The sequence below is a fragment of the Oligoflexus sp. genome (assembly GCF_035712445.1).
GTDB lineage: Bacteria > Bdellovibrionota_B > Oligoflexia > Oligoflexales > Oligoflexaceae > Oligoflexus.
This window is the reverse complement of record NZ_DASTAT010000072.1, coordinates 25,569-48,048: the sequence shown is the minus strand read 5'-3', so window position 1 is coordinate 48,048 and position 22,480 is coordinate 25,569. Positions and strand designations below refer to the sequence as shown.

21 protein-coding genes are annotated in these 22,480 nt (G+C 53.4%); 15 read left to right on the top strand and 6 right to left on the bottom strand.

All coding sequences use genetic code 11. From position 1 onward, the window contains the following. Positions 1 to 5: 5 nt before the first annotated feature. The 3 genes from gyrB to dnaA all read right to left on the bottom strand — a co-directional run bounded on the left by gyrB (position 6) and on the right by dnaA (position 5,452). Positions 6 to 2,564, bottom strand: coding sequence for a DNA topoisomerase (ATP-hydrolyzing) subunit B (gene gyrB, locus VFO10_RS16640; RefSeq protein ID WP_325142160.1), 2,559 nt, complete (start codon positions 2,562 to 2,564; stop codon positions 6 to 8). 9 nt (positions 2,565 to 2,573) lie between these two features. Next, positions 2,574 to 3,692: a DNA polymerase III subunit beta gene (gene dnaN / locus VFO10_RS16635; RefSeq protein WP_325142158.1), complete on the bottom strand. Its 1,119-nt coding sequence runs from the start codon at positions 3,690 to 3,692 to the stop codon at positions 2,574 to 2,576. Between the two features lie 272 nt (positions 3,693 to 3,964). Further along, positions 3,965 to 5,452: a chromosomal replication initiator protein DnaA gene (gene dnaA, locus VFO10_RS16630; RefSeq protein WP_325142156.1), complete on the bottom strand. Its 1,488-nt coding sequence runs from the start codon at positions 5,450 to 5,452 to the stop codon at positions 3,965 to 3,967. A 260-nt stretch (positions 5,453 to 5,712) separates the two neighbouring features. On the opposite strand from dnaA, the gene VFO10_RS16625 reads away from it, so the two are divergent. The 14 genes from VFO10_RS16625 to VFO10_RS16560 all read left to right on the top strand — a co-directional run bounded on the left by VFO10_RS16625 (position 5,713) and on the right by VFO10_RS16560 (position 18,644). Next, the gene (locus tag VFO10_RS16625; protein WP_325142154.1) at positions 5,713 to 5,967 is read left to right on the top strand and encodes a hypothetical protein; all 255 of its coding nucleotides are present in this window, start codon (positions 5,713 to 5,715) and stop codon (positions 5,965 to 5,967) included. Continuing rightward, positions 5,951 to 6,361 carry a hypothetical protein gene (locus tag VFO10_RS16620; RefSeq protein WP_325142153.1) on the top strand — a complete coding sequence of 137 codons (411 nt, stop codon included), beginning with the start codon at positions 5,951 to 5,953 and terminating at the stop codon, positions 6,359 to 6,361. The genes VFO10_RS16625 and VFO10_RS16620 overlap by 17 nt, the downstream gene beginning before the upstream one ends. A 97-nt stretch (positions 6,362 to 6,458) precedes the next feature. Next, complete coding sequence (gene atpB / locus VFO10_RS16615) at positions 6,459 to 7,259, top strand: F0F1 ATP synthase subunit A (protein WP_325142150.1); 801 nt, start codon at positions 6,459 to 6,461, stop codon at positions 7,257 to 7,259. Between the two features lie 144 nt (positions 7,260 to 7,403). Next, positions 7,404 to 7,712 (top strand): ATP synthase F0 subunit C, encoded by a 309-nt coding sequence (locus tag VFO10_RS16610; RefSeq protein WP_325142148.1) that lies wholly within the window; start codon positions 7,404 to 7,406, stop codon positions 7,710 to 7,712. A gap of 2,020 nt (positions 7,713 to 9,732) precedes the next feature. Continuing rightward, a complete protein-coding gene (locus VFO10_RS16605) occupies positions 9,733 to 10,572 on the top strand; it encodes an AAA family ATPase (protein ID WP_325142146.1) in 840 nt (279 codons plus the stop codon). 17 nt (positions 10,573 to 10,589) lie between these two features. Then, positions 10,590 to 11,525, top strand: a complete 936-nt coding sequence (locus VFO10_RS16600) for a ParB/RepB/Spo0J family partition protein (RefSeq protein ID WP_325142144.1) — start codon at positions 10,590 to 10,592, stop codon at positions 11,523 to 11,525. A gap of 178 nt (positions 11,526 to 11,703) precedes the next feature. Then, on the top strand, positions 11,704 to 12,138 hold the full coding sequence (locus VFO10_RS16595; RefSeq protein ID WP_325142142.1) for a hypothetical protein: 435 nt from the start codon (positions 11,704 to 11,706) through the stop codon (positions 12,136 to 12,138). A gap of 29 nt (positions 12,139 to 12,167) precedes the next feature. Further along, complete coding sequence (locus VFO10_RS16590) at positions 12,168 to 12,758, top strand: ATP synthase F0 subunit B (protein WP_325142140.1); 591 nt, start codon at positions 12,168 to 12,170, stop codon at positions 12,756 to 12,758. Continuing rightward, on the top strand, positions 12,755 to 13,294 hold the full coding sequence (atpH, locus tag VFO10_RS16585; protein WP_325142138.1) for an ATP synthase F1 subunit delta: 540 nt from the start codon (positions 12,755 to 12,757) through the stop codon (positions 13,292 to 13,294). Before VFO10_RS16590 ends, atpH begins: the two co-directional genes overlap by 4 nt. Positions 13,295 to 13,310: 16 nt before the next feature. Then, entirely contained in the window at positions 13,311 to 14,825 is a 1,515-nt protein-coding gene (gene atpA, locus VFO10_RS16580; RefSeq protein WP_325142136.1) for a F0F1 ATP synthase subunit alpha, read from the top strand. Then, positions 14,818 to 15,684, top strand: coding sequence for an ATP synthase F1 subunit gamma (gene atpG / locus VFO10_RS16575; protein WP_325142133.1), 867 nt, complete (start codon positions 14,818 to 14,820; stop codon positions 15,682 to 15,684). Before atpA ends, atpG begins: the two co-directional genes overlap by 8 nt. Positions 15,685 to 15,714: 30 nt before the next feature. Continuing rightward, a complete protein-coding gene (gene atpD / locus VFO10_RS16570; protein ID WP_325142131.1) occupies positions 15,715 to 17,118 on the top strand; it encodes a F0F1 ATP synthase subunit beta in 1,404 nt (467 codons plus the stop codon). 13 nt (positions 17,119 to 17,131) lie between these two features. Next, positions 17,132 to 17,548 carry an ATP synthase F1 subunit epsilon gene (gene atpC / locus VFO10_RS16565; RefSeq protein ID WP_325142129.1) on the top strand — a complete coding sequence of 139 codons (417 nt, stop codon included), beginning with the start codon at positions 17,132 to 17,134 and terminating at the stop codon, positions 17,546 to 17,548. A 7-nt stretch (positions 17,549 to 17,555) separates the two neighbouring features. Then, complete coding sequence (locus tag VFO10_RS16560; protein ID WP_325142127.1) at positions 17,556 to 18,644, top strand: glycosyltransferase family 1 protein; 1,089 nt, start codon at positions 17,556 to 17,558, stop codon at positions 18,642 to 18,644. Here the strand turns inward: VFO10_RS16560 and VFO10_RS31455 are convergent. Then, the gene (locus VFO10_RS31455) at positions 18,641 to 18,958 is read right to left on the bottom strand and encodes a zinc ribbon domain-containing protein (RefSeq protein WP_414697036.1); all 318 of its coding nucleotides are present in this window, start codon (positions 18,956 to 18,958) and stop codon (positions 18,641 to 18,643) included. The genes VFO10_RS16560 and VFO10_RS31455 overlap by 4 nt on opposite strands. Beyond that, positions 18,900 to 19,601: a transposase gene (locus VFO10_RS16555; RefSeq protein WP_325142125.1), complete on the bottom strand. Its 702-nt coding sequence runs from the start codon at positions 19,599 to 19,601 to the stop codon at positions 18,900 to 18,902. The genes VFO10_RS31455 and VFO10_RS16555 overlap by 59 nt, the downstream gene beginning before the upstream one ends. Before the next feature lie 195 nt (positions 19,602 to 19,796). Here VFO10_RS16555 and VFO10_RS16550 point away from each other — a divergent pair, with 195 nt between their 5' ends. Then, positions 19,797 to 20,786: an NAD(P)H-binding protein gene (locus tag VFO10_RS16550; RefSeq protein WP_325142123.1), complete on the top strand. Its 990-nt coding sequence runs from the start codon at positions 19,797 to 19,799 to the stop codon at positions 20,784 to 20,786. A gap of 71 nt (positions 20,787 to 20,857) precedes the next feature. Here VFO10_RS16550 and ftsZ read toward each other — a convergent pair whose 3' ends face one another. Beyond that, positions 20,858 to 22,459, bottom strand: a complete 1,602-nt coding sequence (gene ftsZ / locus VFO10_RS16545; protein ID WP_325142121.1) for a cell division protein FtsZ — start codon at positions 22,457 to 22,459, stop codon at positions 20,858 to 20,860. Positions 22,460 to 22,480: the final 21 nt, after the last annotated feature.

The window sequence follows — 22,480 nt, the reverse complement described above, 5'->3', positions numbered from 1 at the left end:
AAAAGTTAAGTATCCAGGTTCTTGACGTTCAGGGCGTTGGTCTGGATGAAGTCCCGTCGTGGTTCAACGTCATCACCCATCAGCGTCGAGAACAAAAGGTCGGCTTCGATGGCATCATCGATCTCGACCTTCAGGAGCGTGCGCTTCTCCGCGTCCATCGTCGTTTCCTGCAGCTGGTCGGCGTTCATCTCACCCAGACCTTTATAACGCTGCACATAAGCGCCTTTGCGGCCTTCCTGCACGATGAAATCACGGAGTTCATCGAAGGTCGCGAGCTGTCCACTCGCCGATGTATTGGTCACCGGGGGAGCGCCATCGGATCCTTCTTCCACTTCCGCTTTTTCCTTTTCCTTCTTGCCGCCTGTGCGTTCGAAGGAGAAGGGGGCTTCGGCGATTTCCTCGATCTGCTTTTTGATGCGGCGCAGCTCGATGATTTCACCGCCGCTGAAAATGCCTGCATCAATGAACGAGACCTTGGGCACGTCCCGCACGCGGGTTTCGAGCTTGATTTTATAGCGACTGTATTCCTGATCGAAGATCACCTGGCCTTCCGCTTGAATGCGGCTGGCTGGGTAAGCGGTCGTCAGATGGTGGACGATCGCGTCCAGGGTTTCCTTGGCCTTCTCTTCGCTGCTCATGGAGCTGGCGTCGATCTCGGGATGGGTCACGAGATATTCGATCAGCTCCTTGATGCGGCGCTTGCTGGCCATTTCCAGGAGCTCGCTGTAGCGGGCGAAACGGGACAGAAGGCCTTTGACCGTCGGCTTATCCAAAGAGCGGCCGGCCTTGTCCTTGATTTCCACGTTATTCATGCCGACTTCGCTCAGGAATTCGAGCAGTTCACGGTTGTCCTTGAGGTAGCGCTCCACCTTGCCCTTTTTATATTTATAAAGGGGTGGCTGGGCGATATAGAGGTAACCGCGTTCGATAATTTCCGGCATCTGCCGGAAAAAGAAGGTCAGAATCAGGGTTCGGATGTGGGCGCCGTCGACGTCCGCATCGGTCATGATCACGATTTTGTGATAGCGGATCTTGCTGACATCAAAATCCTCTTTGCCAATGCCCGTGCCGATCGCCTTGATCAAAAGCTTGATCTCCTGCGACGACAGCATCTTGTCATAACGGGCTTTTTCCACGTTCAGGATCTTACCACGCAGGGGAAGAACGGCCTGAACGCGGCGTTCACGAGCCTGTTTCGCGGAACCACCGGCGGAATCACCCTCGACGAGGAAGAGTTCGCACTCGGCCGGATCACGGGATTGGCAGTCAGCCATCTTCCCGGGAAGACCAGCGAAATCGAGCGCACCCTTGCGGCGGGTGAGTTCGCGGGCTTTCTTCGCAGCGAGGCGCGCGCGGGCCGCATCAATGATCTTTTGCACCACGCGTTTGACGATCGCGGGGTTCTCGGTGAAATAATCGGTAAGTTTTTCGGCCACGACGGTTTCCACCCACTGGCGGACTTCCGTGTTGCCGAGCTTGGTTTTGGTCTGGCCCTGGAATTCAGGGTTTTTCACGCGGACCGAGCAGATGCCGACAAGGCCTTCCCGGATATCTTCGCCCGTGATGCCTTCCTTGAAGTTCTTCAGCATGCCCGAGGATTCCGCGAAGGCGTTCACGACACGGGTCAATGCCGCTTTCAGACCGGTGAGGTGGGTTCCACCTTCCATGGTGCTGATGTTGTTGACGAAGGAGAAAAGGCTTTCGTTGTAAGCATCGGTCCACTGCAGAACGACTTCGACCTGGCCTTGCAGCTGGCCGCCGTCATTGAACTGCTGACCGAAGATATAAAGGGGCTTATCGTGCAAAGGCGTTTTGCCTTTGCCGAGAAACTCGCAGTAGGACACCAGTCCACCTTCGTAGACGAAGTCACCAACTTGATCGGTGCGCTCGTCATTCAGCTTGATGCGAAGGCCGCGGTTGAGGAACGCGAGTTCCTTCAGACGGCGACTCAGCGTTTCAAAGCTGAAACTCGTGTCCGGGAAGATGTCCGGGTCTGGTTTAAAGCGGGTATAGGTCCCATGCTCATCGGTGGTGCCGGTGATTTCCAAAGGACCAGTGGGTTTGCCGCGCTGATAGGCTTGCTTGTGGACCTTGGCATCGCGGCGAACTTCCACGTAGCACCACTCGGAGAGAGCGTTCACAACCGAAGCGCCCACACCGTGAAGACCACCCGAGAAGGCGAAGGCCTTGTCATCGAACTTGCCACCGGCGTGAAGGACAGTCATGACGACTTCCAGCGCCGATCTATTTTCCTTGGGGTGCATGGAAACGGGAATACCGCGGCCGTTATCACGAACGGATGCAGAACCGTCGAGATGGAGCATGACTTCAATGTGACTGCAATGCCCACCCATGGCTTCGTCGATGGAGTTATCCACGATCTCGTAGACGAGATGGTGAAGTCCGTCGACCGAAGTCGAGCCGATGTACATACCAGGACGCTTGCGAACCGCATCCAGGCCTTCGAGAACCTGGATATTATCGGCTGTATATTCCTCATCGCGGTTTTGCGCCTGCGTGCGATTCAGATCGCTCGTGGGTTCGTTAGGAGTGATCTCGCTCATACGCATCCTTTAGCTTTCTTTTATGGGAACCAAGACGTGCATCGAATGGCAACTGGTGGGTTCGGAAAAGGGTACCAGGACTATGGGATCTTCATCCGAGCCGAAATTAATCGTCACCTCGTCACTCGACATAGTCGAGAAAACATCTGTTAAGAACTTGCCGTTGATAGCCAGCTCGCGCTCACCGTCAGAGTAATCCGCCAATGCGATACTTTCCTGTCCTTCTGAGCTTCCCAGCGTCCTCGATCTTAGGGTAAGCGAGTAATCTGAAAAGCACAACTGCAAAGCTCGGGTCTTGTCCGAAGCCAGCAGTACGCGTTTGGCAACGTTTTGCAGGTACGGGCGCTGTACTTTCACATGGCTCAGACTGTTGCGCGGCAGGACCCCGTAATAGTTGGGATAACGCACTGCAGACAGTCGAACGAACAGCTGATAGCCGGGCACGCGGGCTTCCATGGTGGTCTGATCCTGCGAAACAGCAAGGGCAATCTCCGTGAAACCCTCGGAGCACATGCGATGCAGCTCCTGCAATGCGCGCTTGGAAAGACAAACGCCATTTTTCAGGAAGTGCTCGGGCAGTTCGAGTTCCACTTCGGCATAGGACAAGCGATAGCCATCGGTTCCGACGAGGCGCAGGCTGTTATCCTTGGGTCTGTGCAGATATCCAACAGAGCCATAGTTCCGTGGGGAATCCGGGACGACGCAGAACTGAACCTGGTCGATAATGTAAGCCAGTTTTTCCGTAGGAAGGAGAGCTTCGCTGGAGGCCTCAAGAACGGGAGGCTCCTGCCAGGCGCGATCTTCCACCCGCGGCAGCTTCATCGTGAATTCCTTCTTCTCACCTGCGATCACGATGACCTGGTTGTCCTCGGAAATGATCTCGACCATTCCATCGGGCAATTCCCTCACAACGTCCGAGAAGAGCTTCGCAGGGACAAAGACCGAGCCCTCCTGAAGAACTTCGCAGTCGAGGCGATTGTAGATGGCAATCACGCGATCTGCGGCTGCAATGTGGAGCTGACCCTCCCGAGCAAGAAAGCCCAGTTGAGCGAGGTTCCTTTCGGATACCGCTCCTTGCGACCTTGATGTCGCTGTGCTGAGTTGTCCCTTTTCGATCTTCACCCGCATTGTCTTTTTTCCTCCGGCTGCCTTCTTCTGTTTTTAAAATTATTTTTAATTTCTCTAGTAATAGTAGTAGTAGGTGAAGGGGCTTATCTGTGGAAAACTCGCCATCCTACTGTTTTTATTAACTTAAGAACCGCTTTGTCTTGTGGACAACCCTGTGGAAAACTTGTGGATTAAAATGTGGATAAGTTTTGGTTCGAAGTTATCCACATTTTATCCCCAGCTTATCCCCATGGTTATCCACAGCTTGTCCACAGGCGCATAATGACTCTGGCTCAGGAAATAACGTCCAATTTGCGTTCAATCGCCTCGAGCTGAGCCTTGAGTTCCAAGTCCTTTTTGCGGTCCTTCTCGATTTTCTTGACGGCGTGCATCACGGTTGTGTGGTCCTTGCCGCCAAAAAAGGTTCCAATCTCCGGAAACGAGGACTGGGTGCGAACACGTGCCAGAAACATCGCGATTTGCCTGGGAAAGGACAGGGCGCGCTGGCGCTTTTTGGACTTCAGATCGGACACCTTGATCTTGAAATGCTCCGCCACGATCTTTTGAATCGCTTCAATCGAGATGTTGCTGTCGCTATTTTTATCAACCAGCACGTCCTGGAGGATTTCCGAGGCCAGCTGCACGTTGATGGGCCGCCCCTGAAGAGCGGCAAAGGCGATCACGCGGCGTAAGGCGCCTTCCAGAACGCGGATATTGCCCTTGGCATGGGTGGCGATATATTCCGCCACGGCCGACTGCAGGATCATGCCCTGCTTCTCCGCCTTGTTCATAAGGATCGCCACGCGATGCTCGATATCAGGCGGCTGGATATCCGCGATCAGACCCCATTGAAAGCGGTTCCTCAGGCGGTCCTCGATATCCGGGATATCCTGGGGAAAGATATCGGAGGTCACCACGATCTGCTTTTTCGCTTCATAAAGAGCGTTGAAGGTGTGGAAAAATTCCTCCTGGGTCCGCTCTTTTCCCGAAATGAATTGGATATCGTCGACCAGAAGCACATCGCAGTTGCGATATTTCCGGCGGAAATCCCACATTTTATTGAAGCGCAGGCAGTAGATCAGTTCATTCATGAACCTTTCGCTGGTGATATAGGTGATCACAGCGTTGCTTTTCGTCTTCAAAACCTTGTTGCCCACGGCATGCAGAAGATGCGTCTTGCCGAGGCCGGTTCCGCCGTAAAGAAAGAGCGGGTTATAGGTTTGTCCTGGTGCATCCGCCACAGCCAGGCAGGATGCATGGGCAAACTGGTTACTGGGGCCGTTGACAAAGGTTTGGAAAGTATATTCCGCGTTCAGCTGGGACTGCAGAGTCAAAGCCCTTGCAACTATGTTCGAGGCTTCACGCTGATCGCTCGGGAATGCTCCATCCGGCTCGGGATAACCCGCAGGGGCCTGAGGTGTTTCGTTAAGCGCAGTGAAATCCAGGTCCAAAGGATCCGCATCGACTTCGGTGCTGCCCGCACCTTCGATCTCAAATCGAAGCAGGACAGGCAGGCCCAGAGTGGCTTTGCAGTAGTCGAGCTGATCCATATAGGAATTGAGAACCTTTTGATAGGAACTCATATCCGGAAATGTCAGGACTATCTCGGAGTCAGAGACGACGCGTGATTTCAGCGGCTCAATGGATTGCTGAAAATCCGCCTCGGGCAGCATCTGCCTGAGCGCCTCTTTGATACGTTGCCAGTTGTCGCTGCTCTCGCCGTCAAAACCTGGTGAAGGTTTCTTCGCGTCATGACCATGAGATGGAAAGAGAGTTTGCATGAGGTAAGAGTCCTGGCGTTCGGTTGCGTCGGAGTATAGGCTCCGAGGGAAGTCGTAGCTGACGAGAATGGAAAAAAGTATCACAGGGGGGGAGGCCTTATCAAGGCCAAAGGGTGTCAAAGATATTTAAGTAAAATTAGGAAGTTAACGATCGTACGAGGCTGTGGATAAACAGTCGTAGAGCACGAAGAATGATCGCTCACGCTCCGCCTGCTGCGTCTTAATAGTTTGATTTTTCCTCATAGGGGATTTTGAATTTCATGAAACCGATTCACCAAATGGGACACCTGCTCGCGGCCAATTTTGAAACTCTCGTTTACATAGGCATGGCATTTTGGGCGACAGGCTATCTGAATGAACACTATCCGAAGAGCTGGAGTTGGGCGAATGTGACCTACCCTTTGGGCTTGCTTCTGATTATTCGTTCCTGGTATGTCCTATTCCGCTCGCTCATGAAGTCCCAAAAAGATGGCGAAACACCGAAGAAAGAGTCCTTGGATGAAAAAAACCTTTGATCGTAACAGTGTCATTGGCTTGATCGTTGGACTGCTGGCCGCCGTTGGTGTGGCCAGCCTTACGACCGATTCGCATGCTGTGAAATCTTTGGCGGCGGGCTATGTGCTCTTCGCCTTGAATTTTTTGGCCCTGAAAAGCATCAGCCGCACGCTCGTGGATGTGGCTGCGCACGGACATAGCTCAGCGCGGGCCAAACTCTGGTTGACGCTCGGCTCGATGGCGAAGTTTCTGGGCCTGATTGGAGCGCTCTTCGTTCTGCTTGTGGTGCTGGAATTATCGGGCTTTTACGTGGCTTTGGGCTCTTTGCTTTCCCTGATCGTCTTGACGGGGATTCAGGTCGTAACCTATCTGCGAAGCCTGGCAGCCGGAACCACAGCTCCTCCGAAGTCCTGAGACTCGTTTTGTGCTGTTCACGAAGGCTAAAATCAGTTAGTAAGGACATCCATTTTAAGAATCTTTGATCAGTCTGGACATAAAGGGTAACGCCACAATGGGAAAAAAGACGCAGCATTTTCTGGCGGCTTTAGCGGTTGGATCCTCGGCTTCCCAAGCTTTCGCAGCAGGCGGGGGCGGGGTGACTTTTATCAGCTATTACGGAATGCTTTTGCATGCGTTGGGCGTTCATGACCATCATCTGATGGAAGACCTGAAGCCTTTGGTCGGTGCGGCTGTCACCTTCCTTATCACTCTGGTGATAGGCCTTATCTATAAAAGCCGCGTGAGCGCCACTCAGGATCAGACGCCATCGGGTAAATTCAACCTGAGAAGCATCGTGGAAATGATCGCGGAATTCGTTCACGACCTGGCGGCCAATTCCATCGGGCCCGAGAAAGCGCGTCCCTTCCTGCCCGTTCTCTTCGGTGTGTTCTTTTTTATTCTGATCAGTAACCTTACGGGCCTCGTTCCCGGCTTCACTCCAGCGACTGAGAGTATCAATACCAACCTTGTGCTGGGTCTTTTCATTTTCCTCGTGTTTAACTACGCGGGTGTCAGGGAGCATGGTTTCTTCGGTTACCTCAGAACCTATGCCGGTCCTGTGATCTGGATGATGCCTTTCCTTTTCGCGATTGAAATCATCGGTATGATGGCGCGTCCATTGTCCCTCAGTCTTCGTCTTTACGGGAACATCTTTGGTGACCATTTGGTTTTGTCCGTGTTTACCGGCTTGACCAAGCTTGTTTTCCCATCGTTCCTGCTCTTTTTCGGACTTCTGGTGGCCTGCCTCCAGAGCTTCGTGTTTACGCTGCTCAGCAGCATTTATATCTCGCTCGCGACTTCGCACGATCACTGATGCCTTCGGGATCCGCCCTTTGCCGGATCGGATGATGTGCCTGCTCCCGCCATAGAGCACCTGCAGCATCCGATCGAGACCAAGAGAAGGGAAGGGGCGGTTTTTCGGAAGGTGTCGTTAACCCTGGTTTTTTTTGAGGATTTTATGAAATTCAAATCGTTCGCAGTTCTCAGCACTCTCGCCGCTTCGTCGGCTGCTTTCGGTCAGGACGCAACCACTGTTGTTTCCACCAACCCTGGCCTCGTGGCTGTTGGTTCGGCACTGGCCATCGGCCTCGCCGCTCTCGGCGGTACCTTGGGTCAAGGTCGCGCTGCTGATGCTGCTCTCTCGGGTATCGCTCGCAACCCAACGGCTGCTGACAAGGTGTTCACACCTATGATCATCGCCCTCGCTCTGATCGAATTCCAGGCCATCATGGGCTTCATCATCGCATTCCTCTGGTACAACAAGTAAGTCTAATTGGCTTATTTTGGTTGGGAGTGTTTCACGTGGAACACTCCCTTCTTTTTTTGTGATTTTCCCGCCTTACGGCCTGCCTTTTGGGTTTCCTGCCCGGTGTTTAATTCTCTTGGATGATTGTTAGTTGAGGTGTTGTTGTTGGAGGCCTGTGAGGGGGCTTGGGTGACGTCTTGCGTGGAGTTGGGGTGTGAGTAGTGGGCATTCTGGACGAAAGTCGATTCCTGATTCCTGGAGGAGCTTGTTCGAAGTCCTTGTATCTTGGTTTATGTTGGGGTGTTTTCTTGAATGGTAAGAGGGAGGGACTGTCTAGACGATATGATGTTCTAGAATGAATTTATGATAGGGTTATCGGTTTTCAGTTTGCTTGTTAGGGTCTTTTTTTTGGATTATTTGTTCCTATTGATACGGATCTATCTTGTAAAGTGCTTGTTTCTTGCCTTGAATCGTCCTGATTCGGCTCTTATGTGATCGAATTCCGGGTTTAAATCTTCGATTTTACATCTATCTAGCTGTGTTTAGTTTGCATGGATCTAGATGGGTACGAATTTGCTATCGAGGAAGTCTAAAATGGGCTTTCTGGGATTTTCTTTGATGATTTTGGATGGGCGTGTGGATGGAACGGTATTCTATTGCGCTTTTGCCGGATTCTTCGTTTTCGGGTGCAGGCAAAACTCGGAGAATGTTCATCCAGCATTCATCTGAAGAAGATTGCCCCATGACGTGAGATTACGGGTTCAGAGTTTGAGATATTCAGTCCTATCTCACTGTTTCAGTTTATGGCGAAGAATTTTTGCTCCTACCTGCTGTAATTTTTGCAGATCCAGATCTTCCAGGTTTAGTGTCGGATTTTACTCCTATGATGGATTTTTGGGGAATCTGAGCTTTGACTTGGGCAGTCCTTCATCTCGTCATTAGAAAAGCTTCAAATCTAAAGTATTTCTCTGAAACATCTTGGGCGCGTCGGATTCTGGTTCTGGGTATTCCGAGCGAAGGAGAGACTGAGAGCAGGAGCAGTGATTCAATATTCCACTCGCAGCATTTAAGTGCTGGTCGTCTGCGGTACACGATGGCCGTTTTTTACAGGGTGGTGCTCCACATGATACAGGGAATACCCCTGAATGGTGGGGTAGTGATCCGCATGAAACATCTATCTGCAGGGAGTCCTTAATCACAGGTTCGAAGTTGGATACTGAGACGCAAGTCTACGGTGGAGTGTTTCACGTGAAACATTGACGAGCCGATCTGTCCTCGCCGAGTTCAAGGTGAAACATCCATGAGCAGGGAGTCCTCGGATTGAGTTCGAAGCTGAATAGTAGGGCTAAAATCTAAGTTGTAGTGTTCCACGTGAAACATTCAGCGGTGGTTACTTAGCTAATGTTCCACGTGAAACAAAAAGAGCCCCCGAAATTCCGGTCCAATTGTTCCACGTGAAACATTTGATGCCGGGGGCAGGGGCAGTGTTCCACGTGAAACATAAAGCGGCCCAGAAATGGTGTTCGACTGTTCCACGTGAAACATCCGGTGCTGAGTGCGCAGGGCAGTGTTCCACGTGAAACACAAAGTGGCCCAGAAATGGTTAACTACTGTTCTACGTGAAACATCATCATCACCATGAGAGTGTTCCACGTGAAACAAAAAGAGCCCCCGAAACTCCGGTCCAATTGTTCCACGTGAAACATTCGATGGCGGGGGGGCGGGGGCAGTGTTCCACGTGAAACATAAAGTGATCCAGAAATGGTGCTCGATTGTTCCACGTGAAACACTCAACAGCACCTAGGCTCTCGACAGTGTTCCACGTGAAACAATCAGCAGCGCCTAAGCCCTCCACAGTGTTCCACGTGAAACACTACACACAATATCCCCCTCCACTTGGCATGATCTCTATGCCAAAAAGATGAGATATATCCGAAAATGTTCCACGTGAAACGTGTTTTCAGTGAAAGCAAACTCGGCTTCATGTTAGATAAATGAGCTCATATTTTTCGGGATCTGCGTTGTGTGGGAGATGACCATTGTGGCACGGGTGATTGCAATTTCCAATCAGAAGGGTGGGGTGGGGAAGACAACAACAGCCGTTAATTTGGCCTGTTGTCTCGCCCAGAGTCAGAAAAAGGTTCTGCTGATCGACATGGATCCGCAGGCTAACGCGGGGAGCGGACTTGGCATCTACCCGCAAAATTTCCAGGACAGCATCTACCAGGTCCTGGTCGAAGAAAAACCGATGCGGGACATCATCCTGGAATCCCAGATTCCCCTTCTTCATTTCGCGCCAGCGAAGCAGGACCTGGCCGGGGCGGAGCTGGAACTGGTGTCGGCCTTCGGACGGGAGACAAGGCTCAAAGAGGCCCTTGAACCTGTGCGACCGCTCTACGACTTCATTATCATCGACACGCCACCCACCCTGGGCCTTGTGACGGTGAACGCCCTGACCGCCGCCGACTCGGTACTCATTCCGCTGCAGTCCGAGTACTATGCGATGGAAGGTCTCTCGCAGCTGGTCAAGACCACGACGCTCATCAAAAAGCGTCTGAATCCCGCCCTTGAGCGCGAGGGCATCCTGCTGACTATGTTCGATCGTCGAAATAATTTAAGCTCGCAGGTGGAGCAGGAGATACGCTCCCACTTTCAAGGCGAAGTCTTTACCTCGGTCATTCCCCGAAACGTTCGACTCTCGGAAGCCCCTTCTCATGGCAAACCGGCTTTGATATACGATCGCAGCTCCGCGGGCTCGCAGGCCTACTGGGAATTCTCCCAGGAACTCCTGGCCAAATATTTCAAGCCGACCGTTACGGAAAAACCCAAAACCGGCCGCTCGCGACGCAAATCCGAAGCCGCTGCTGATAGCGCCCACTGATGGGAAGAGGACAGACCATGGATAACAGCAAACAACCACTCAAAGGACCCCATAAACGCGAAGCCCTTGGCAAAGGCCTTGGCTCACTTCTGGGACTCGATCAGGACGAGGCACCGGCGACGGCTGCCACTCCGACGCCAAGCCCGGATACCGCGGCCGTTCAGAATATTCTGGAACTGCCCATCAACAGGATCACACCCAATCCCCGGCAGCCGCGCAAAATTTTCAAGGACAGCGACCTGCTCGCTCTGGCGCAGAGTCTGAAACAGGACGGCGTGATTCAGCCGCTCGTCGTATCGAAAGAAGGCGAGAATTACATTCTGATTGCGGGCGAACGCCGCTGGCGCGCTTCCCAGCTGGCCGGCTTTGAAAAAGTTCCGGTCATCGTCAAGGAAGTCACCCCGGAAGACATGCTGCGCCTCGCCATCATAGAAAACGTTCAAAGAGCGAATCTGAACGTGATCGAGGAAGCGGAAGCCTATGCCATGCTGATCAAGGATTACGGGCTCACGCAGGATGATTGCGCGCGGAAGGTCGGCAAGGATAGAACGACGATCGCCAACATGCTTCGCATTCTGGCGCTTCCTCAGGAAGTCCAGGATGATCTCATGAACGATAAACTGTCGATGGGTCATGGCCGGGCGCTGCTGGCGCTCGAAGATCGCCTTTTGATCCTGAAAGCACGCGACATTGTTCTGAGTAAGAAACTCAACGTTCGCCAGACCGAGCAGCTCGTCAAGAAGATGAAAAAGCAGGGACCACTCGACGACGCCGATAACGATCGTAATAAGGCAAACGCTGATCTGGACTACCTTGCAGACACACTTCGGAGCCAACTGCGCACAAAAGTAAAACTTTACGGATCCGGCGGCCGCGGTCGAATTGAGATATCTTACTTTTCTCCGGCAGAACTGGAACGTATCCTCCAGCTCATAGGCGGGGGTGGGTTTTAGCGTTTGGCGGCTTTGTTAGCCGCCTCCAAATCCGCGTCCAGGCTGGGTTTTATTAACATCAAAAAAAAGCTGTGAATTACAATTCCTTTCTTGAGAAACGGGCCATAATAAGTTACTTAGAGGTTCCCTTGCTTCAAAGGAATTTTATCTCTCAGCACTTAGCGAGGTGAATCCAAGGATGTCCTCTCTTAATCTGTCCCCCAATCCGGTTATTATGGCTGCCACGGCAGGGATTTTTGTTGCGAACTTGATCGTCGTCAAAAAACTCTTCCTTGAACCCTATCTGAAAGTCCGGGACCAACGCATCAAGGCCACCTTTGGCAATCAGGCCGCAGCCGAGCAGCTGGAGGTGGAAAACACCCGGGCCACGGAAAAAATCCGCGATCGTATTGCCCAGGCCAGTCTTGAGGCCCGCAATTTCCGCGATTCGAGCCTGGCGACCGCCAAGCACAAACGCGATGAATTGCTTGCCGCTGCGTCCAAGGAAGCTTCGGACGTCGTAACCGCCATGCGCGGCAATCTGGTGAAAGAATTGGCCGAACAGCGTCAAGCCGTTCCAGCCATCGTTCAGCAGCTGTCTCGCCAATTCGTTGATCGTCTCATCCCCCATTGAACGACTCGGACCACTCAAAGAGGTAATGCGTGGAAGGTGTAGATATCTTTACAGGTGTAATCGCTCCTTATATCAACCTGGCGATCTTTCTTGTGCTCGCCACTTTGATGCTGCGGGGCCCCATTCGGAACGCTTTGTCTGCTAAACGCAATGCGTACGAAGAACTTGTTAAAAAGGCCAGCGCCGCCAAGGAAGAAGCTGAGAAGCGGAACCTGGAGCTGAAAGAGCGCCTTGTGAAGCTGGATCGCGAAGTCGATGACATCCGCGTCAAAGCTCAGGCTCAAGCCGAACAGGAAGCCCGTCAGGTCGTGGCCAATGCCGAAGCCCTGGCCGAGCATCTGAAGCGCGAAGCCCGCCGCATCGCGGAAGCTGAAATCGCCGCGGCCAAGGAAAACCTGCAGCGCGAGATCATCGAGCAGGTCAAACTGCAGACTGTTGAACAACTGAAAGCCGCTCTGGATGACAATCGTCAGCATCAGGTCGTTCAGCAGAGTCTGAAAACCCTAGGTGGTGTTCGTGCCGTTCCTTCTGACTCCACAGACGCGGACGTACTGCCTCATCCCAGCGCCCTTCAATCCCAGACACCCAAGACCCCGGTTCGTGCGGAGGTAAATTCGTGAGCGCAGAAAAGATCGCGCATCGTTACTCGACTGCCCTAATGACCCTGACCGAGGGTCAAACCGCTGTTCAGGACAAAATCATCGATGACCTCGCGGCCATGGCGCAGCTTTACGATGACAAAGCCATTCGTAAGATCATCGCCAGCCCCATCGTCAATCCCGAGCTTCTGCAAAGCGTTTTCAATAACGTGACCGATCAGTTGAAGTCGAGCGATGTCCTGAAGAGATTCCTGGGAAGTTTGATCGAAAACAAAAGGACGGGACTCCTGCCCGAACTCGCGCAGGATTTCAAACGTCAGGTCCAAAAATCCCGCGGTATCGTCGACGCCACGGTTACAGCAGCCGTTCCTTTGAATGACGGCGAGTTGAGCGAGATCCGGACCAAACTCGAAAGCATGCTCAAAAAGCGTGTGAATCTGCTCCAGAAGGTCGACAAATCCATTCTGGGCGGCTTTGAGATTCGGATTGAAAACAGCGTCCTCGATATGACCCTGAAAACAAAACTTGAACATATGACGAAATTTGCCGTCAGCTAAGGAGTATGGGGCGACCATGGAAAAGATTCGCGTAGATGAAGTTAGCAAGATCATTAGCGATCGTATCAAGAACTTCGACCAGGCGGTCGAACTCGAAGAAACCGGTACCGTCCTTTCCGTTGGTGACGGCATTGCCCGTGTTTACGGTCTCGACAAAGTCATGGCCGGTGAATTGGTGCAGTTCAAGAACGGAACCCGCGGTGTGGTTCTGAACCTTGAAGAAGATAACGTCGGTGTCGCCGTTCTGGGTAACGTTTACGGTATTCAGGAAGGTGAGACTGTAAAAAGAACCCGCGAGATCAACTCGGTTCCTGTCGGACCCGGTCTGATCGGTCGCGTGGTGGACGCCCTGGGTCAGCCCCTGGACGGCCAAGGTCCTGTAAAGTTTGAAGAAATGGGCGTTGTTGAAGTCAAGGCCCCTGGTATCATCGCCCGTAAATCGGTGCATGAGCCGCTGCAAACTGGTCTGAAAGCTATCGATGCCATGGTTCCGATCGGCCGCGGTCAGCGCGAGCTCATCATCGGTGACCGTCAGACTGGTAAGACTGCTGTATGCGTGGACACGATCCTGACTCAAAAGGGCAAGGATGTGATCTGCGTTTACGTTGCAATCGGTCAGAAAGCTTCGACCGTGGCGCAGGTTGTGGACCGTCTGAAGCGTGAAGGCGCGATGGAATATACCATCGTCGTGGCCGCTTCGGCCCTTGATCCGGCTCCTATGCAATTCCTCGCTCCTTACTCGGGCTGCCGCATGGCGGAATACTTCCGCGATAAGGGCAAGCACGTCGTGATTTTCTACGATGACCTTTCCAAGCAGGCTGCTGCTTACCGCGAACTTTCGCTCCTTCTTCGCCGTCCTCCAGGACGCGAAGCTTATCCGGGCGACGTGTTCTATCTCCACAGCCGTCTTCTGGAACGCGCCTGTAAATTGAACGATCAGTTGGGTGCCGGATCCATCACCGCATTCCCCGTGATCGAGACCCAGGCCGGTGATATCTCGGCCTATATTCCGACCAACGTGATTTCGATCACCGACGGTCAGATCTTCCTTGAAGCCGACCTTTTCCACAGCGGTATCCGTCCTGCTATCAACGCCGGTCTCTCCGTATCGCGCGTCGGTGGTTCGGCCCAGGTGCCTGCGATGAAATCGGTTGCCGGTTCGCTGCGTCTTGACCTCGCTCAATACCGTGAGTTGGCTGCGTTTGCGCAGTTCGGTTCCGACCTTGATGCCTCGACCCAGAGAACTCTGGCTCGCGGTGCACGCTTGACCGAACTCCTGAAGCAGAAGCAGTACGCACCTTACGAAGTCGGTGTGGAAGTAGCTGTGATCTACGCGGGTACCTCGGGTTTCCTTGACAAGTATGAAGTGAAGCAGCTGAATGCCTGGGAAACCGGCTTTGTCAGTCACCTGCGCGCCAACCACAAGGGTCTCATCGACAAGATCGAGAACCGTGCGAAACTCGGCGAAGTGGAAGAAGAACTGAAAGCGGCGATCAATTCCTACGACAAGGGATATCAGGCTCATGGCTAACCTCAAGGATATCAAGCGTCGGATCGGAAGCGTGAAGAGTACGCAGAAGATCACCAACGCGATGAAACTGGTTTCTGCAGCAAAGTTTGCGCGAGCCAGCCATGCGGTTGACGCTGCCAGACCCTATGCAAAAGCCCTCGATCATATGGTCGAAAAGCTTTTGATGGGCCAAAGCGATCTGAATTCGCCCTTGCTCCGGCAGGGTGAGGAGAAGCGCTCTCTGGTCCTGGTTCTGGCAACCGATCGCGGCCTTTGCGGGGGTTTGAACGCAAACCTTTTCAAAGCTGTCTCGGGTTTCCTGAAAGAAAAAACCCAGGCCGGCGTCGCTGTCGACGTCTACGCCTGCGGCAGACGCGCAATTTCATTCGCCAGAAAGACCAATCTTACGATTGTCGGCCGGGAAGAAAAAGTCCTGGAAAAAGTGAATGTTGAAGTGGCCCGTCGGTTGGTGCGTGAAATGGAAAAGCTCTTCACGAGCGGCGCCTATGATCGCATCTATATCGCTTATCCGTTCTATAAATCGGCTCTCGATCAGGCTCCGACCATCGATCAGCTTCTGCCTGTGCGCATGAAGCGGGCAACCGAAGGCGACAACCTTCGCACCTATGCGATCGTGGAACCGGGTCTGGATCAGCTGCTGGATAAACTGCTCGAACGCAAGATCGTCAGTTACCTGCTCGCAGCACTCTTGAGCGGAACAGCGTCCGAACACGGCGCTCGTATGACGGCGATGGATTCAGCCACCAACAACGCCAAGGAAGTGATTCGCAAGTTGACCTTGCAGTACAACCGAGCGCGTCAGGCGGCGATTACCAAAGAGCTGATCGAAATTATCAGCGGCGCCGAAGCCCTTCACTAAAACGTAAGCAGGATCTAAAGGAGATATTTAATGCAAGCGGGAACTATCGTACAGGTCATGGGACCAGTCGTTGACGTCGAGTTTCCTATCGGCTCACTGCCTCCCATCTATAATGCTTTGAAATTGTCGAACCCACTGATCAGCAAGGATGCCGACAACCTCGTTCTGGAAGTCGCGCAGCACTTGGGTCAGGGCGTGGTTCGGACGATCGCTATGGATACAACCGAAGGTCTGACGCGCGGTCTGTCCGTAAGAGACACCGGTGACCAGATCACCGTTCCTGTCGGCCGCGGCGCTCTGGGCCGTATTTTGAACGTGATCGGCGATCCCATTGACGAAGCCGGTCCTGTGAAAACTGAGAAGCGTTACCCCATTCATCGGGCCGCTCCCATCTTCACCCAGCTCGCCACGCAGGCCGAAATCCTGGAAACAGGCATCAAGGTTGTGGACTTGATCGCTCCTTACGCCAAAGGCGGTAAGATCGGTCTTTTCGGTGGCGCCGGCGTAGGCAAGACCGTTTTGATCCAGGAGCTGATTAACAACGTTGCTATCCAGCACGGTGGTTTCTCGGTGTTTGCCGGTGTGGGCGAGCGTACCCGTGAAGGTAACGACTTGTTCCATGAAATGAAAGACGCGGGCGTTATCGACAAGACAGCCCTGGTATTCGGCCAGATGAATGAGCCGCCTGGAGCCCGTGCACGCGTGGCTTTGTCGGCACTCTCCCTCGCTGAATATTTCCGTGACGAAGAAAATCAGGACGTACTTCTCTTCGTCGACAACATCTTCCGCTTTACCCAGGCGGGTTCGGAAGTATCCGCTCTCCTCGGCCGTATCCCTTCTGCTGTGGGTTACCAGCCGACACTCGCCTCGGAAATGGGCGAGCTGCAGGAGCGTATTACCACGACCAAGAACGGTTCGATTACATCGGTGCAGGCCGTTTACGTACCTGCGGATGACTATACCGACCCGGCTCCAGCCACGACCTTTGCTCACTTGGATGCGTCGACAGTATTGTCCCGCCCCATCGCCGAGCTCGGTATCTATCCTGCTGTGGATCCACTGGGATCGAACTCGCGTATGCTTGACCCGCAAATCGTCGGTGACGAGCACTACAACACAGCCCGTCGCGTTCAGCAGATTCTGCAGCGCTACAAGGAACTTCTCGACATCATCGCCATCCTTGGTATGGACGAGCTGTCGGAAGAAGATAAGCTGATCGTGGCCCGCGCCCGTAAAGTGCAGCGTTTCATGAGCCAGCCGTTCTTCGTTGCGGAGCAGTTTACCAGTAACCCTGGTAAGTATGTGAAGCTGGAAGACACCATCAAGGGCTTCAAAGGCATCTGTGATGGCCAGTACGATCATATCCCCGAGCAGGCTTTCCTCTACGTGGGTACGATTGAAGAAGTTGTCGAAAAAGCCAAGAAATTCCAATAAGGACAGGTAGCTTATGGCTGCTAATTTTGACCTCAAAGTCCTGTCTCCCAGCCGCGCCGTGGCCACGGTCAAGGCGTCTGCTGTGACTCTGCCTGGTACCCTTGGGTACATGACGATCCTTCCGGATCATGCAGGCATGGTTGCGGAATTGGATCAGGGTGAAGTGACGATCACGACAGCGGACAACGCCGTGGAGCGATTCTTTATCGCCGGCGGATACGTTGAAGTCGAAAGCAACCGCGTGACCTTGTTGGCTGACGTTATCGAACGTGCCGGTGAGATCGATGTGGCTCGCGCGCAGACGGCCAGAAAGCGCGCTGCGGAACGTCTTGCGAACATTGGACCGGACACCGATCTGGAGCGTGCCAACCGCGCTCTGAGACGAGCGGATCAACGGATCCAAATGTCCCAGTCGACCTTGAAGCATTGATATGCCTATGAGCGGCAGGTCCAAAGCTGATCCTGGAGTCATCCTCTGGGATGGCTTTGGCCTGCAGTCTCTTTACTCCGGCGTCGGCCGGCATGCCTGGGAACTCCTTCAGGCCCTGAAGCGACAGGCCGTGTCACCCCGCATCATTCCTTCCGTTCCTGCACTCGACGCCCCATTTCTTCCGAATATTTTGCCGAAAACCATAGGTTGGCCGCAGTCGCGGATCAAGCCCTGGGCCTTGTTTTGGTTGGGACAGTGGACGCAAAACTTTCTGCGTGAACATGAAGGCATTGCCATCGTTCATGGCCTGAGCAACTATAATGTGCCGACTCTGAAATCCTCGAAACTGAGGAAGGTCCTTACGGTTCACGATCTGATTCCCATCCTGCAAAAGGAAGAAGTATCGGCAGCTTTGGGACTTTATCTTCGCTATCAATTGCCCCGTGCGGTCGCGGCCGCTGATGCGATCATCTGTGTTTCGCATTGGACCGAGCACACGCTTCATGAATTTTATCCTGCGAGCCACGGCAAGACCGTGATGATTCCGAATGGATGGCCTCATCCGCGGGAAAAAAACCTGAAAAACAAGGGTTCTGAGCTACTCACGATCAGTCGCCATGAATCCTATAAGCGTCTCGACCTTATTCCAAAGGTCCTGCGCCATCTCCCGCCGCAGGTGCGATGGACTGTCGTCACCGATGAAGGTGGGCTTGATGCGCTGAAAGCCGATGCCGATTCCCGCCTGATCCTGAAAACGCGCATCAGCGAGCATGAAATGCAGGATCTGCATGCAGCCGCTGACCTTTACGTACATCCCAGCCGCCTTGAAGGTTTCTGCCTTCCGGCTGCAGCCAGTATCAGCCATGGTGTTCCGGTGATCTTCACCCGTGGCAGCGGTATTGATGAAGTCGTTGGCGAGGCCGGCATGGGTCTTTTACCTGGGGATGACGCGCGCCGATGGTCCGCCGCCATCGAGGAGCTGTTGTCCAGCACCGACAGAGCCGGGCTCTGCAGGGCCCGCAATACTGCGGCCATGAGTTGGGATGATGTCGCTGCCAGGACCCGCGCGCTTTATGGTGACGTCCTCAACGGTTAAACGCTCATCGCGTTATAGCCGGAGCTTCCCTTGTGAGAATTTGTTTTCTCACTCAGCGTTCCACGCCCGGAACGGAGAATGTATACGGCAGAGTTTATGTCGCGATCATGTACCGCTCCACAAATCTGACAGGTCCACTCTCTTATACTCAACCCACTTAGTCCACTCGGGCCACATCTTGAAAGGCAGCTTGAGCAAGTGACAGTCGAGAATTTTTCGCTCACTTTGAGCACGATTCCTCCACGCCTTAGGGACTTATATTGAAGGAATGTGTATATTTGATGCCAGCTTGCATCCAAAATGCTTTTTGCCATTCTGGTTCGGGCTAGCTTGCTTGAATCCGCGTCGCCTAAGTAGATCTTCGTAGTCGCGTGTTAAGTTTTCACGTTCGAATTTTTCACCGTCAGACGTCGTCAGCACCGTCCTCGTACCGGGATCGATCCCAATATCCAAGTTGGGAGCCAAAGGTAGCATCACAACGTCATCTGCAACTTCGATATTCAGATTAAGATACCAACGGCCCCGCGAATCTTCAGCGAATGATCCACTTTTGATCCTACATCCTTCAGGAAGCTTGCGGTGATCCCAAAAACGAAACTTAAATCCGTTGTAGTTGATAAAGTTACCACAAAACTTCACAGTCTGGCCATTGAAAGGAATCCAACCTAGGTTCTTGCGACTCGTGCGGAAGCGAACCCGCTTCTTTGACTTTTGTGTTCTTAGCAGACATTCATAGGCGACGGCCTGAATAGTCTGCGAGTTAATATCAAGCTCTTGAGAGGCACCTTTGGTCAAAACATGCAGATCATTCCTGGTCGTGTATTTCCGTGACCGGCGCCAGTTTTCGCGCATAACTTCGTTTGAGAAGTTCCAGACGAAGTTCACTTGGCCCGAAAGCCGTTTGAGCTGGCTTCTTTGATTGCCGTCCTTGAGTCTGTAGCGGTAAGTTAAAACCATACTTTCTTCGGGTGACTTCGAGACGTATATCTGAAGGCGAAGAACTTTGTCAATCTTCAAGGATTAAAAAAGCGGTTGCCGTCACCGTTTAGGAAAATCTGTACATCTCTTTGCCGGCTCGGAACGGCTATGACTGGAGAATTGCGGTTCTGATTGCTAAACTCGGTAGTGGGTAACTCATTCAGGAGGTGACGCGTGACCAGGAAAAACCAGGGCTCCGCTCCCGTGAAATCCGCCGCCACAGTTCTTGTTTCCGGTTCCGCCGGCTTTATCGGCCGCCATCTGCTCCGCCGTTTATCCGAAAAAAGCAAGGCTTCAATCGGCCTTTATCGTGCGCATCTGCCCGAGCCCATGGCTCATGCTCTGCCGGTCTTCGGCGATCTTCTGCGTATCGAGCATCTGCCTCCCGCACTCGATGGCATTGAAACGGTCGTGCATCTCGCGTGGAATCAGAGTTTTCGTTCGCGCATGGAGGACGCCCTTTGGGGGAATGAGGAAACGGTGATGACCAGCCGTAACCTTGAAATGCTGCGCAATCTGATCCAGGCCATGGAAGAGGCCGGCACCCGCCGCATTATCTTTGTCAGCGCACTCGGGGCCTCCCGCACGGCGGAATCCCTTTATCTGCAGGAAAAGTATCAGGCCGAGCTGATGATCCTGAATTCAAAAATACCTGAAAAAATCATCCTGCGCTCCGCACTGGCCTTCGGTGATTTGAAATACAAGGACCGTCTGGTCACCGCTATCGAACGCCTGATGCGCTTTCCCTGGTTTTATCCCGTCCCAAAATCCAAGGAAAAACTCGCGCCGCTGCATGTCAGCGACCTGAGCGAGATTCTCGAAAAGCTGATCGATCTTCCCCTGCCGGAAGAGGCGCAGATTCTTGAAGTGACCGGTCAGCAGGAATTCGCCCTGGAGGAAGTCTTCCGCATCGTTTCGCAGGGGATAGGGAAGGGGACGCATATTCCTTTGAAAGGCTTTTTGGGCGAGGCATTGACACCTCTTTTTGAAAGGTTAAGAAAGGACGCAGCACCCAGCGGACCTCATATGCGTGATCTGCTGACCATCGGCAACCGCCGCGATAAGGCCACGACCATCAACAGCCCCTTGCAGCAGAATCTTCCGACGGGATCGCATCGCTTTCAGGATGCCATGCAGCAGGGTCAACCCCAGCTTCTTCAATGAAATAAAAAAAGCCTGGATCAACTCCAGGCTTTCTTTTTTGAAGGGAAGGCCCGGTTTCCCGGGCATTTCCATCAGGACAGCGAGAGGTCCTTCGAGGATTTTCTGAGGAATGAAGGAATATCGAGATCTTCATCATCCTGAGGACGGTGCGGGGCCTTGCTCAACTGCTCCGCGATCTTCAGAGCTTCATCAATTTTACGATCCATCTCTTCGCTCAGGGACACAAGGGCTGGAGCCGACTCGTCCTTGGCAAAGAGTTCAGGATCATCAAAGGATTCGAGCGACTCATTATTCAGATGACCAACGGCCGCAGCGGATGCGCCTTCGATGCGAAGATCACGGTCCTGAGGCTTCAATTCCATCGCCGTGAATTCGCTGGAGCTCCCTTCCATGGTCAGACGCGCAAGGCTTTCTTCCAGGGAAGGGCCTTCATCCATGACCTTGGGTTCCTGAACGGGCGCTGCCACATAGGGAGCAGGTGCCGGTACAGGCGCTGAAACCGCTGGCATGACAGGACGCGCAGGACTTGCCATGCTTGCAGCCGGACGGGCTGCTGGTGCAGGGGCCGCTTCACGACGGGGTTCCACCGGAGCGCGAACAGGCTCTGGAGTGCGGATGGGAGTCGTGCTCATGCTCAATCCGAGAGGAGCCGGCTTCATAAAGCCAGGACGGCGATTTCTGTGCGAGTTGCTATCGCGGATGTGCTCCAGATCGCGGCTGGGAAAGCCGGTGGCGATCACGGTCACACGCATCATCGCGCCCACGTTCTCATCAATCACAGCACCGAAGATGATATTGGCATCTTCATGGGCGGCTTCCTGGATGATCGAGCAGGCTTTGTTGACTTCATGAATCGAAACGCTCTCACCGGCCGTGATATTGATCAGAATGCCGGTCGCGCCTTCGATGCTGACGTCTTCCAGAAGAGGCGAGTTGATGGCACGACGCGCGGCTTCCTCGGCACGATCGGGACCTTCGGCTGTGCCGATGCCCATGAGCGCAAGGCCCATCGAGGACATGACCGTCTTCACATCGGCAAAGTCAACATTCACCTGGCCTGGGATATTGATGATGTCGGAGATGCCTTTCACAGCATTCACAAGCACGTTGTCGGCCATGCGGAACGCATCAATCATGCTCAGATCAGGACTGGCGATTTCAAGCAGACGCTGGTTGGGAATCGTGATCAGGGTGTCCACGCTTTCTTCCAGACGCTTGATGCCTTCCTCGGCGTATTTCATGCGTCTTTTGCCTTCGAAAGCGAAGGGCTTGGTGACCACGGCGACCGTCAAAGCACCCATTTCACGGGCTATTTGCGCAGCGATCGCAGCGCCGCCGGTTCCCGTACCGCCGCCCATGCCGGCAGTGATGAAGACCATGTGCGCACCCTGCAGAGCTTCCGTAATCGCCGCGCGGTCTTCGAGCATCGCGTCGCGACCGATATCCGGATCAGCGCCAGCGCCCAGGCCGCGGGTGAGTTCCTTGCCGATCTGAATTTTCCTTTCGGCCAAAGAAAAACGGAGGGACTGGACATCGGTATTGGCCGCGATGAACGTAACCCCTTCGATATTGGTGCGAATCATGGTGTTGATTGCATTCCCGCCACCGCCGCCGATGCCGATGACTTTGATGTTCGCTGTTGGAGGGACAAAATGATCCGAGTCAAGAGCCATGAAAAACTCCTTCGCGACCTT